The following is a 12,771-nucleotide window of genomic DNA, read 5'->3' as shown; positions in this document are numbered from 1 at the left end:
AACAACTCGTTGCAAGGATGTTTACCCCAAACCTGATTTATTCAACAAAGCCATGGGGATGTGGAGCGGAATTCATTCACCGTCTCCAACCAGTGGACAATCTGCGAAAATAGCGAGAAACGCCCTGATGTGATCGTATTCTTAAATGGTTTGCCTGTTGTCGTTTTTGAGTTGAAATCACCTTCCCGTGAGGAAACGGACGCTTCTGAAGCATTTCTGCAACTGCGCAACTATATGCATGAGATACCGTCTCTGTTCATATACAACGCTTTTCTCGCTATGAGCGACTTGGCCGTCTCGAAAGCCGGAACCATTACGGCAGGCGAAGATCGCTTTATGGAGTGGAAAACCAAGGATGGCAGCTACGAAAATACGCAGTACGCCCAGTTCGATACGTTCATTGAGGGGATTTTCGACAAAGCGCGGCTGCTCGACATCATCAAGCATTTTATCTGCTTTTCCGGCGACGAAAAAATCCTCGGCGCGTACCACCAATATTTTGCTGTGAGAAAAGCGGTCGCCTCCACCAGCAGGGCTACCGCAACAGATGGCAAAGGCGGCGTGTTCTGGCACACCCAGGGCAGCGGAAAATCGCTGTCGATGGTATTTTACGCCCATCTACTACAAAGCACACTAAATTCTCCGACCCTGGTCGTGCTGACAGATCGCAACGACCTTGACGACCAGTTATTCGGACAGTTTGCCAAGTGTGCATTGTTCCTACGCCAAATGCCCCAGCAAGCCGAAAGCCGTGCTCATTTAAAGGAACTGCTCGCAGGAAGACTGGCAAACGGCATCATTTTCACGACCATGCAGAAATTTGAGGAAGCCTCTGAAGCACTTTCCGAGCGTCGCAATATCATTGTGATAGCAGACGAAGCCCATCGTGGGCAGTATGGTTTAGAAGAAAAAGTGGACGCGAAAACAGGTCGTGTGATCCTCGGTACGGCACGCATTATTCGCGATAGCTTACCCAACGCCACCTACATCGGTTTCACTGGAACGCCGCTATCCAATAAAGATCGCTCCACCATCGAGGTGTTCGGCAACTATATCGATATCTACGATATGACACAGGCAGTGGAAGACGGTGCGACCCGACCCGTCTACTATGAGAGTCGTGTTATTCACCTGAAGTTGGACGAAGACATTCTGCGGCTTATTGACGCGGAATACGACATTATGGCGCAAAACGCAGAAGACTATGCCATCGAAAAGAGTAAAAAGGAACTCGGCAGAATGGAGTCTATCCTCGGGGCGGAACAGACTATCACTGCGTTGTGTGAAGACATCATCCAACACTATGAGGAAAACCGTCAGCACGAGCTGACCGGCAAAGCGATGATAGTTGGTTATTCGCGCTCCATCGCAATGAGCATCTACCGCAAGCTGCTTGAGCTACGCCCTGAATGGGCCGAAAAAGTTGGCGTGGTGATGACCGAAAGCAATAAAGATCCGGAAGAGTGGCGCGGCGTTATCGGCAATAAACGCCACCGCGACGCGATGGCCAGCCGATTCAAGAATAACGATGACCCGCTGAAAATCGCCATTGTGGTGGATATGTGGCTTACAGGGTTTGATGTACCATCGCTCGCTACCATGTATGTTTACAAACCGATGTCGGGGCACAATCTCATGCAGGCCATCGCCCGCGTCAATCGGGTTTACAAAGATAAAGAAGGCGGGCTGGTTGTTGATTATGTCGGCATTGCCTCGGCGTTAAAACAGGCGATGAACGCCTACACCAACCGCGATAAGAACAACTACGGTGATACCGATGTCGCCAAGACCGCGCTGCCGAAATTTATCGAAAAATTAGAAGTCTGCCGCAGCCTGTTCCACGGTTTTGACTATTCGGCGTTTTTGTCTACTGGTAGCGATCTCGTTCGCGCCAAAACTATCACTGGCGGCGTGAATTTTATTTCAGCTATTGATAAGCCGAAAGTTACCCCAAATTACGAAGACATGGACTTTCGGTATTCAATGGCCGCAGAACCGAAATCCGCCTATGGCGAAGAGCCGAGCAAAAAGGATCTGTTCATCAAAGAATCCATGCTGCTTCGTCAGGCGTTATCTCTTTGTCGTTCGCTAATAAGTGCTGAGCAGCGATTCGAAGCCGCCTACTTTGAGGCGGTACGCACGCTGCTTACCCGCCTCACCGGCGAAGGCAAACCGCTTTCCCTGAAAGAAATTAATGCCCGCGTCAACGAACTGCTGAAAGCCAGTATCCAGAGCGAAGGGGTTATCAATTTGTTTTCCGATGTGGACACTGGATTTTCATTGTTCGATCCGAAGTTTCTCGATGAGATCGCCAGGATGAAGGAGCGAAATCTTGCCGTTGAGATGTTGAAAAAACTGCTCGCTGAGCAGGTGACACTCTATCGCCGCACCAACCTCGTCCAGAGTGAGAAATTCTCAGAAATGCTCTCCCGCGCAATGAAAGCGTATCTCAACGGTATGCTCTCCAACGAAGAAGTCATCGCTGAACTGATGAAAATGGCAAAGGATATGGCGTCCGCTCAGGCGGAAGGCGATGCGTTGGGATTGACTGGTGAAGAATTTGCATTCTATCTCGCGCTGACTCGTCCCCAAGCCGTGAAAGACTTCTACCAAAATGAAGAGCTGGTAGCGATGACGCATGAACTTACAGAAATGCTGCGTAAAAATCGTACTATCGACTGGCAGAAGAAAGAATCCGCACGTGCTGGTATGCGCCGGATGGTCAAAAAGCTGCTGAAAAAATACAAATATCCGCCGGAAGGTGTAGAGGATGCCGTAGCTACCGTTATTGGCCAGTGTGAGACGTGGGCGGATAATTGAGCAACTTTTCATGTCTTTGGCTCTTTGGCTGATTCATTCGTGAGAGTAAAATGTGCATGAGCTTAATTTAAGTCGGGCCAAAGAACTTATGTTAGGTGGATAAGATAATAACCAATGGGTAACATTATGTTCGACTTGCAAAATTAGTGAGATCAAAGCGCCTTGCTGATCTCAGAATCCTACCTCACGCCACCTTATCAACGTAGATAACCCTGTGATGTTCGGCATCAGCGATACGTTGCATATGTGAGATTCTGGCAATGAGTAAAAAGGTGAGCAGATCCTTTATGCCATATTTTCTGTAAATATTATTTTTCATGTTGTTGGCGGTTTTATGCGTTATCGCCATCTTTTTCGCTATGGTTTTTATTGAGATTCCGTCCAGCCAATAGCCGAAGAATATTTTCTCATTCGGTGATAACGATATCGTCTTGCCTTTTATTTCTCTGAACGATGACAGGGCAGAGATCACTTTTTTAATCGTACTCATCGGTGCGTGTTTTGATAACAGCAATACCTTCTTAGCCACCATCACCGGTGTATGTTTGCGGTTGTTGAGGATAATAATGAATGTCCGTTGACGATCGGTAATGATGTGAGTCAATAGCGTCATGTTGATACCGTGTTCAATATCAACAACAGTGATGGGTACATTACCGCTATCCCTATTTCCCAGACAGGTAAACGCCGCCGTGGTAAAAGGGCAGCGGCTGAATATTTCAATGCTCATGGCGATAGTGATTCAGTAGAAAAATAGCAAAGTGGTACTCCTGACGGTGCATCATCCTTGTAACAGCTTTAATACGTTTCCCGACTGCTGATTGGCTTGTGACAAGACGGCCATCGATGCCTGCTGTAGGATCTGGGCTTTTGTCATCGCGGAAGCCTCAAGAGCATAATCCGCATCCAATATGCGTGAGCGGGCGGCAGCGGTGGCAATTGTCTCCTGTGACAGCACGGCGGTGACGGATTCAAAGCGGTTCATCTGGCTACCGTATTCACTGCGGTAACCGTCCAGTTTTTTCAGCGCATTATCGAACGTGGCTAATGCCGCTCTGGCCTGTTCCGGTGTACTCAGCGTGACAGAGGAAAGCCCCAGCGATTGGCTGTCTGCTGGCGTTGGGTTGAGGGTGACCGTTTGCAATGCATCACCAAAACTTGCTCCGACAACAAACGTGGTTTCTTTGCTGATCGGTACTGAGGGCGGTAGCGGCGGGGCCGGCTCTGTCGGTGTGGGAAGTTCATCCCAGTTTGCGTTGCTAGTAAATACACCGCTGCCAGCCACGATAATAATCAGGTCTTCCGTTACCTCATCAATGTGAATCTTTTCCAGTTGGTTTGCTGCACCCACATTCCCATCGTTAAATCCCCCGGTGTTGGCATCTTCAAAACGGTCTCCATCACCGCTGTAGGTGATGGACATGCCTTGATAAGTGGTTTGCGCCCCTGTGTTGATATTGTATTCCCCGGCTTGCAGCAGCGAATCTGCCGAGTAGGTGGCACCTGGTAAAAAACCGTTATTTTGCGTAATCACGGCGGTATTCATGGTGTTTTCATCCGTTACGCCATTTTTTGACCAGACGATGTCGGCGTCTGCGCCTTCTACTGGCGTACCGGCCAGATGTTTACCGTCCCGTGTAAAGAGCTGGATATCGTCATCGGCACCTAATGAGTTGATGGTAATAGTGATATTTTTTGCGCCAGCAGGAATGTAAGCCAGTGAAACCACACCAGAAGGGAATTGATACTGGGTATTGGCATCGGGAAATTTCTCTGCCAGCGGTAGGGTGTCGCCCAGCTTGACCGGCTGAGGGCCCGGCTCAGTGGGTGCCAGCGGATAGCGACCAAAGATTTGTGTCGACGAGGCGATGCGATCGATTTCTTCCCTAATCTGCTGGTATTCACCGTTCAGGCTGGCCTGGTCGGTATCTGACAACGTGTCGTTTGCCGCCTGTACCGCGAGCTGCCTGCCACGTTGTATCAGATTATTGATGGCATTAAGCCCGCTCCCAGCCGTTTGCATCAGGCTGAGACCGTCTTTCATCCCGTTGGTGATGACGTTGTTGGCATTCAGATTGGCAGTCATTCGGTTGGCTATCGCCTGACCGGCGGCATCATCCTTTGCACCATTAATACGCAGACCCGATGTAAGGCGTTCAATCGACTCGCTCAATCGGGTAGACGATTTACCCTGTTGATTCAGTATCGTTAAATGAAGAGAGGCAATCGGCGTCATTACGCACCTATCCTGATTTGGCAAAAGGTTTTTATCTGCTGATTATTGATTTACCGGATAACAGGCAATAGCCAATCCTTCTCGATAATGGGAATAAAAACAGATAAAACATTACGTTATGGTAATTCTCTGCAATAGCTTAGCGACGGTGGCGATCAAAAGATAATCGTTTTGATAGATCGATGCGATCGTATCGATCGGTGCTATCGATCAAAATTGCTCTGAGTAAGTGTTCAGGTAACAGCATGAAAGTTAAACGGGTAGGTAGTTTGCCCAGTAATCAAAACAGGCGCAGAAGACATAATCGTCAATCACCCTAGCCCCTGAATATCCGATGTGAGCATATGAACTTTCCATAGTTAGACAGGATAGATACTCATACAGTTTGAAGGGATGCTATCGGGAAGGTATCACCTGACTATAGGTTTAACTCACATGATGAGTTGTGATGCTGAGACGGTGAGGACTGAAAGGGCAAATTGATGTGGTGCCAAGCGATGTTTTACATCGCCGTTAAGGCACGGCGACAAATACCGACGTTGTGATTGCGAAATGTTTATCTGATTTTTCGGCATAGAAATTTATCTTTTATCACGCCATCAAAGAAACGGCCTTTAGAGATGACAGCGTCAGAAATAAATTTTTTATAGATAGATTCAGGCACACCAACATATTGATAGATATCTTTATTATGAAATTCTATCTCAAGGCTGCGCGTCTTTGGATCGTATCCAATGGAATAAATTCGTGACGATGAAACCTGCTGTCGCTGCAATGCTCGTTCCTCCTCAGCGTAAAATAAGATCAAACTATCAAATACTCACGGCATGATACATTGTCGACGATCATGCTTATTTATTGAATATGTATCAAATTTCTGGCGGATTGGTTAGTAAAATCGACAGTTTATCGTTTTTATGCTGTGAATTTGTTCAGTGGAGATCCATTTGCTTGCTCGGTGGGATGATGCAAACCTGCGATGATGAATAGCGGGCTATTCTTTTTCGACTGTGACCAGAAGAGCAGGCTTGCAACAAAGTAAAGTCGTTATTCTTTTGGCGCGTATTCGATCCGGTTTCTGCCGTTGGCTTTGGCCTGATAAAGCGCGTCGTCCGCTGCCTTTATCAGGCATTCATAATCGGGATGGCCGTTATAGACGGCGATGCCTGCACTTATGGTCATGGTAACGCTTTCACCGTTTTGAAGATAAATCGGGTGATTCTGGATTTTCTTTCTCAGCCGTTCGATGATGTTGTAGGCAGCAACTTTGGGTGTTTCAATCAGTACGATCATGAATTCTTCCCCGCCGTAACGGAAAACATAGTCGCTGTTTCTCGTGCTTTCATACAGAACTTCTGCAATCCTTTTCAGGATGTTATCGCCAACTGCATGGCCATATGTATCATTGGCGGTTTTAAAATGGTCAATATCAATCATGGCAATGCTGAGCGGAGTACTTGAATGCATTGCCAGCGATATCTCATGCCGAAGAATGGTTGGCAGGAAGCGGCGGTTTAGCAAAAGAGTCAACGTATCCTTACCGCTTTCCAGCTTTTGGACTTCGTCAAATAGCGATCCCAGCAGCATATTTATTTTATAAATCTTGCTTCTGACTGTCTTAAGCAGTGGGGCATAATCCTGCTGCGTCAGTAGTGCGGTAGTGCTATAGCCGCGAATATACTCATCCGTTTCCGTAATGGTCGAGGCGATAGTACGTATCCCTTGAATGTTACTGAAACTGGATTTCCCCTTATGGTTAAACCACAAACCGAAATCTGAATCACTCAGATCCTGGATGCTGGGAAGAGGTGTACCCGTTGCAACGCTGAAAATAAAGGCATTTTCCCAGTTTAATAGCGATGCGTTCTGACGCTCTCTCTCCAAACTGGCATTTTCCAGAATGGAAAACAGCCGATAGGACTCTTCATTTTTGGCTGCCAGATCGTGCGACTGTGAATAGGTTTTACTCATGATCTCGATGGCGATATCCATAGAAATAGAGGCAAAACGCATGGCATCAAAGCATAGTGCTTTATCCTTTGTTGCCTGCGCGATATGTTCATAAAGATGCCATTTTAGACGCCGGGTTCCGCGCTGAACCAGATCGACGGGAACCCCAATACGTGCATGAATCTGACCAATTTTCTTTTGATAATTAATCAGGTCAGCCAGACGCTCTCCGGTATTCGTCAGAATATCTGCTACCCATTTGCTCATCGATACATGGAGACGATCGTGGACTTGCTGGCTGGAAAGAAAAAGGGAGGCCTCCCGATCGTTGAGCATGTAGGAGTAGAACTCATCAGCAAAGCTGGACGCTTTCTGATCGGAGAGGGTTTGCAGTAGATTAAAAGATTTCTGTGAAGTTGTGGCTATCAATTGCATCCATTCTGATGTTACGACTTGATTGTAGTCCAACTCACCGTTATCTCTCTGTTCATTAACGTTCAATAGTTCGTTCAACTTTTAATCTCTTTTGCGAATATGTCGGATGTACTAGGATAGAAACGATCAATTTTTTGCCTGAATAATGGATATTTAATGACAGAGAGGGTTAATATGGCGCTGTTAAAAACAAATAAAATTAATCATTTCATATAGGTACTATTACTACTGTGGTTGTAAATGATAATGCTGTTTTTTTGATGTTAGAAGCTATTTTGAGATAAATTTATGAAAGTTAATGATCTGGTTACGGTTAAAACCGATGGGAAAACACGCCGGGAAGGGACGATTCTGGCTGTGGAAACGTTTCAGGAAGGAATAATGTATTTAGTAGCATTAAAAGATTACCCAGCAGGCATCTGGTTTTTCAACGAAATTGACAGCAAAGATGGTACGTTTGTTGAACCAACGACGTTGCAGGACAAAGAGTAAAGGGACATATTGATATACGAGCATTGTCCGTATGAACAATGCTCGTAGTGGATTGGTGTTCCAGTATTAGAACGTTTCCCAGTTACCGTTTTCCGTATTGGCTTGACGGGGGAGAGCAAGTGAGGAACGATCCTTCGCGGCCAGAGCGTTCGGCCGGGCTGGTGTTGAAGGTGTACCTGATAAATGGCCGGATAGCTTAAATGTCGCAACTGCACGCGTCAGCAGCGCAGCTTGCTCTTCCAGCGATGCGGCGGCTGCACTGGCTTCCTGAACAAGCGCAGCATTCTGCTGTGTCACGCTGTCCATTTCAGATATTGCTTGGCCAACCTGAGTGATTCCTCGGCTTTGTTCGTCAGACGCTGAGGCAATCTCACCCATGATGTCGGTGACGTTAGTGACGGCATCGACGATTTCTTTCATTGTTTGGCCCGCATTATCAACCAGAGCAGAACCACTGTTGACCAGGTTGACGGATTCGGAAATCAGCGTTTCTATCTCTTTTGCGGCTTGCGCACTACGCTGCGCGAGGCTGCGAACCTCACTGGCGACGACGGCAAAACCGCGACCCTGTTCTCCTGCTCTTGCTGCTTCAACCGCCGCATTTAGCGCGAGAATATTTGTCTGGAACGCAATGCTGTTAATGACATTGGTAATTTCAGAGATTTTCTTTGAGCTACCCGAGATACTGTTCATTGTGTTGACGACATTTGCAACGATTTCGCCACCCTGTTTTGCTTTTCCTGAAGCGTTTGCCGCGAGCTGGCTTGCGTGATGCGCGTTTTCTGAGTTTTGTTTCACGGTTGCCGTCAATTGCTCCATGCTTGCCGCAGTCTGTTCAAGTGCTGCGGCTTGCTGCTCGGTGCGAGAGGAAAGGTCTGTGTTACCTGATGAAATCTCCGTCGAACCTTGATAAATAGAATCTGCACTTTCCCGAACGGTTGTGACCGTTGTGACCAGAGAAGACTGCATTTGCTGAACGTTGCTGGCTAGCGTACCGATTTCATTCCTACCATAACGCTCTGACATTTGAGTCAGGTCGCCTTGTGCAATACGCTGAATTCTTGTCACCAACTGATTCATTGGTTTGATGAGAGTGCCTTTGAGAAGGAAGAATGTCAGAAGCGTTAAAACGGCCGCCAGAGCAAAGCTGCCCCCCATCAACGAATATCCAAGTAGCGCATTTTTATGCGCTGTTTCGTTTAATTCTTTCGCTCTTTGTGTACGGTAAGCGACAGCCTCTAACAAAAATTTGTTATAGGCCAAATCCAAAACCCGGGTTTCTTCGGATTCAAGAGAGATGACCTCTTCAAACAGCCCTTGTTTTGCTGCGGTAAGCATTAACATAAGGCCTTGATTGACATAAGCGTCATAGGATTTGCGCAGGTCATCGTCCAACGCCATATCCTGCGGGGTTTTAACTGGACGCTCTTCATAGACAAGGAATGCCTTTTTTGACTGTTCCAGCCGCTGTTCAGCTTGCTTCAGGTTGTCATTGAAGACCTGAGAGTCACCAATGCGTGCAGCTGCCGCAGCTTGGATCAGCAATAGACGCGCGGTACGAAGGTGGTTGGAACTGTTTGAGATCCCCATTCGGGTGCCAATTTCTTGTGTAACGTCGTCTAATGATTGATTGCTGCTTTGTAGAAAGTAGCTGGATGTGCCAATAGATGCTGCAAATAACAGCATGATTCCACCCAGAATAATAACGAATAAGGGAACTAGCCGTAAATTGCTCAGCATACCGGCTTCGGCGCGCTGCTCAGACCTTGAAGTTATTTTCATATCCATTCGCTCATTCTCAGGAATTTATGATTTACAATGCCACCGCTGGTGGCATTGGCGTTTAGGTTTTAGTGTCCACATTAATGACAATCCATTAGCTAAATAACCAATGTAAAAGATAATCGGCATATATTGAAAAACCTTAATCAAATTCGGTGCGATCCCGATCACGTTTTTAACTCTTTAAAAATAAAAGAGAAAGGCGTGATGCGAAATCATACAGATTGATAATAAAAAATAAAGAGTCTTGTTTCCAGACTTTATTTGTCTGGGGGGCAACGTTATTATGTCGAATCTGTCTTCGGAGGAATTTTTCTTGGAAAAGCGCACGCATTTTTTCTGATAAAAAAGTTGTTTTTTTATCGCCACATTATGCTGTTTGCTCTGGGGGAGTGCTTATCCTGCAATTAAAAATGGTTATGAGCTGTTTCACATTACAGATAATGATATTCTAGGAAAACTCGTTTTTGCAGGCTACGGCTTTGCGTTCGCTGGGCTGTTGCTACTGGTGCTTGCCGTGCCAAGTGGGCGATCTATCGGGCGCTTTCAGCGTGGTCAGTTATTCCAACTGAGCATCCTGAGAATATTCCAGACATCATTGCAGTATGTTTTTTCTATATCGGTCTCGCCTACACCATGGGTGTTAAAGGTTCGATCATGAATGCAACCAGTACTTTTTTTCAGTGTACTGCTTGCTCATTATCTATACAGGGATGATAAATTAAATATCAACAAGCTAATTGGTTGTATATTAGGCTTTGTTGGTGTAATGGTCGTTAATATCAACAGTACTGGAATGAGCATCGGTTTTACGCTGTTAGGCGATGGGTTCGTTGTTATTGCAGCATTTATTTTGTCTGTATCTACTATATATGGTAAAAGGATATCACAAATGATGGACCCAACAGTGATGACCGGTTATCAACCGGCAATTGGTGGGATTATTTTAACGATATCGGGGTACTGTACAGGTGGGACACTCGTCATACCTGATTGGAAAGCCGTGATGATGCTAGGTTACCTTATTTTGCTCTCTTCAGTCGCTTTTTCATTATGGAGCCAACTGCTGAAATATAATCGAGCCGGTATGGTTGCACCATTTAATTCCCTCATCCCGGTCTCTGGTACGCTGCTGTCAGCGCTGTTTCTTAATGAAAGCATCTTGGAGTGGAAATATTTCTTTGCACTTCTCCTAGTCTATTCAGGTATTTGGTTGGTCAAACGGGTTGTGAAAAGCAATCGGTAAATGCCTCAGTCATTCAGCCCAGATAGTGTCGTGAATACACGGCCTGTAACGTGAAGTTTAAGAGCAAAACAACGTCATGTTACAGCGCCTACAATCCATTCCTGTAGCCCGCTAATATTCTTTAATATCAATGTAATATCTTTTTCTCTACATTTTCCTGTCATATCTGTATGTTTTGTTGTCGTTTCAGTTTTTCTATGACATAAGATCATAAATTCTGCTTCAGAACATGAGGTTAGGCGTTTTTTGTGTAAAAAATGTAAGCTTTTAGTGAAAGTTATAAATATACATAATGGTGTGTCTTTTAGTGTAAATATATTTTCTTTATATCTATCAAATGGATATCAATAAAATCGTTTCTTTTCTATTATTTAAATGATCTTTTTTGTAACGTTTGATGCGTGTTTTTAGTGTAAAAGTAGGCGAAAAAGTGATCTGACCAGACGCGTTTTAGCTCATAATGCTTTCAATTGTGTGACATATGTCACATAATTACCAAAATCATTCTTCAGTCGCGTTGTATGTACTACGGATTAGGCGGTACAGTTGCGTTGTTTTAGGATTAATCCTATGCTTTGGTTGGGCGAGTCTTCAGGAGGGGGCTAAAGAGCAACGGATGAACGGATTCGCAGCGTGATGCGTAAAGTTGGCAAGTAACGATTGCCCGAAACAAGAAATGACAAAGTAGCAACTCGCAGTATCTGGCACCGATAGTTTTTTATGCCATCAATGGAGAGTGATTTTCGAACTGGGCGATATGGTCTATCACCTAACTTATGTTTTAAACATAGCCTGTCGGGATGGGAAATATGGGTACCTCTGAATTACTCAAACACATTTATGACATCAATCTGTCTTATTTGTTACTGGCGCAACGCTTAATTAATGATGAAAAAGCTTCTGCGATGTTTCGTCTTGGAATCAATGACGAGATGGCAGATACCTTGATGCAACTGACTTTACCGCAGATGGTGAAATTGGCAGAAACTAACCAGCTGATATGTCATTTCCGCTTTAACGATCACAATACAATCAAAGTGTTGACTCAGGAATCACGTGTGGATGATTTACAGCAAATTCATACCGGGATTCTGTTGTCGAGTCACTTATTACAACAGTTAACTTCGAAAGAAGAAAACCTGCCTAAGAAAAGGGCATAAGTAATGGCGGAGAAAAGTATTGTTCAGGAAGCGAAAGATATCCAATTAGCAATGGAACTCATTTCGCTTGGCGCTCGTTTACAAATGTTAGAAAGTGAAACTCAGTTAAGCCGCGGACGTTTGATTAAACTGTACAAAGAACTGAGAGGAAGTCCGCCGCCAAAGGGAATGTTACCTTTTTCAACGGATTGGTTTATGACCTGGGAACAGAATATTCATTCATCAATGTTCTACAACGCATACAGCTTTTTAATCAAGAATGGACAGTGCAGTGGTGTTGAAGCGGTTATTAAATCTTACCGGCTTTATCTTGAACAGTGTGCGCCACAGAGCGATTCTCCACTGTTGGCATTGACGCGAGCCTGGACATTAGTCCGATTTGTTGACAGTGGTATGCTGCAACTGTCGTCATGCAATTGCTGCAAAGGGATGTTCATTACTCATGCTCATCAACCTAAAAACAGTTTTGTTTGTAGTTTGTGCCAACCCCCTTCCAGAGCGGTAAAAAAGCGTAAACTTTCGCAAAATCTTGCCGATATAATACCCCAACTGCTGGATGAACAGGTAAAACACGCAGTCTGAGCCTGTAGCGATTTGTGAATCTATCACTGTTGGTTGTGCAGGCAGTGATAGGTTTATCCTTCAAGAAT

The 12,771-nt window shown here is 45.4% G+C and carries 9 protein-coding genes and 1 pseudogene; 5 read left to right on the top strand and 5 right to left on the bottom strand.

The window, feature by feature from the left end:
* Positions 1-60 precede the first annotated feature (60 nt).
* The gene (locus tag ACKQAD_RS14635; protein WP_409160822.1) at positions 61-2,820 is read left to right on the top strand and encodes a type I restriction endonuclease subunit R; all 2,760 of its coding nucleotides are present in this window, start codon (positions 61-63) and stop codon (positions 2,818-2,820) included.
* Between the two features lie 184 nt (positions 2,821-3,004).
* Here the strand turns inward: ACKQAD_RS14635 and ACKQAD_RS14630 are convergent, their stop codons facing one another.
* The 4 genes from ACKQAD_RS14630 to ACKQAD_RS14615 all read right to left on the bottom strand — a co-directional run bounded on the left by ACKQAD_RS14630 (position 3,005) and on the right by ACKQAD_RS14615 (position 7,519).
* Complete coding sequence (locus ACKQAD_RS14630; protein ID WP_409160821.1) at positions 3,005-3,433, bottom strand: helix-turn-helix transcriptional regulator; 429 nt, start codon at positions 3,431-3,433, stop codon at positions 3,005-3,007.
* A gap of 168 nt (positions 3,434-3,601) precedes the next feature.
* Positions 3,602-5,056, bottom strand: coding sequence for a flagellin N-terminal helical domain-containing protein (locus tag ACKQAD_RS14625; protein ID WP_409160820.1), 1,455 nt, complete (start codon positions 5,054-5,056; stop codon positions 3,602-3,604).
* Positions 5,057-5,612: 556 nt separating this feature from the next.
* On the bottom strand, positions 5,613-5,831 hold the full coding sequence (locus tag ACKQAD_RS14620; protein WP_409160819.1) for a KTSC domain-containing protein: 219 nt from the start codon (positions 5,829-5,831) through the stop codon (positions 5,613-5,615).
* Positions 5,832-6,103: 272 nt separating this feature from the next.
* The gene (locus ACKQAD_RS14615; protein WP_409160818.1) at positions 6,104-7,519 is read right to left on the bottom strand and encodes a diguanylate cyclase; all 1,416 of its coding nucleotides are present in this window, start codon (positions 7,517-7,519) and stop codon (positions 6,104-6,106) included.
* A 210-nt stretch (positions 7,520-7,729) separates the two neighbouring features.
* On the opposite strand from ACKQAD_RS14615, the gene dsrB reads away from it, so the two are divergent.
* A complete protein-coding gene (dsrB, locus tag ACKQAD_RS14610; protein ID WP_409160817.1) occupies positions 7,730-7,933 on the top strand; it encodes a protein DsrB in 204 nt (67 codons plus the stop codon).
* A 66-nt stretch (positions 7,934-7,999) separates the two neighbouring features.
* Here dsrB and ACKQAD_RS14605 read toward each other — a convergent pair whose 3' ends face one another.
* Positions 8,000-9,721 (bottom strand): methyl-accepting chemotaxis protein, encoded by a 1,722-nt coding sequence (locus ACKQAD_RS14605; RefSeq protein WP_409160816.1) that lies wholly within the window; start codon positions 9,719-9,721, stop codon positions 8,000-8,002.
* 287 nt (positions 9,722-10,008) lie between these two features.
* On the opposite strand from ACKQAD_RS14605, the pseudogene ACKQAD_RS14600 reads away from it, so the two are divergent.
* The 3 genes and pseudogenes from ACKQAD_RS14600 to flhC all read left to right on the top strand — a co-directional run bounded on the left by ACKQAD_RS14600 (position 10,009) and on the right by flhC (position 12,703).
* Positions 10,009-10,961 (top strand): annotated as a pseudogene (locus ACKQAD_RS14600) (DMT family transporter).
* A gap of 809 nt (positions 10,962-11,770) precedes the next feature.
* Positions 11,771-12,121, top strand: coding sequence for a flagellar transcriptional regulator FlhD (gene flhD, locus ACKQAD_RS14595; RefSeq protein ID WP_015840816.1), 351 nt, complete (start codon positions 11,771-11,773; stop codon positions 12,119-12,121).
* A gap of 3 nt (positions 12,122-12,124) precedes the next feature.
* On the top strand, positions 12,125-12,703 hold the full coding sequence (gene flhC, locus ACKQAD_RS14590; RefSeq protein ID WP_015840815.1) for a flagellar transcriptional regulator FlhC: 579 nt from the start codon (positions 12,125-12,127) through the stop codon (positions 12,701-12,703).
* Positions 12,704-12,771 lie beyond the last annotated feature (68 nt).

This window comes from Pectobacterium artocarpous (genome assembly GCF_046159765.1).
In the GTDB taxonomy this organism is placed as follows: Bacteria; Pseudomonadota; Gammaproteobacteria; order Enterobacterales; family Enterobacteriaceae; genus Pectobacterium.
The sequence above is the reverse complement of the archived record's forward strand: the minus strand, read 5'-3'. Positions and strand labels throughout refer to the sequence as shown.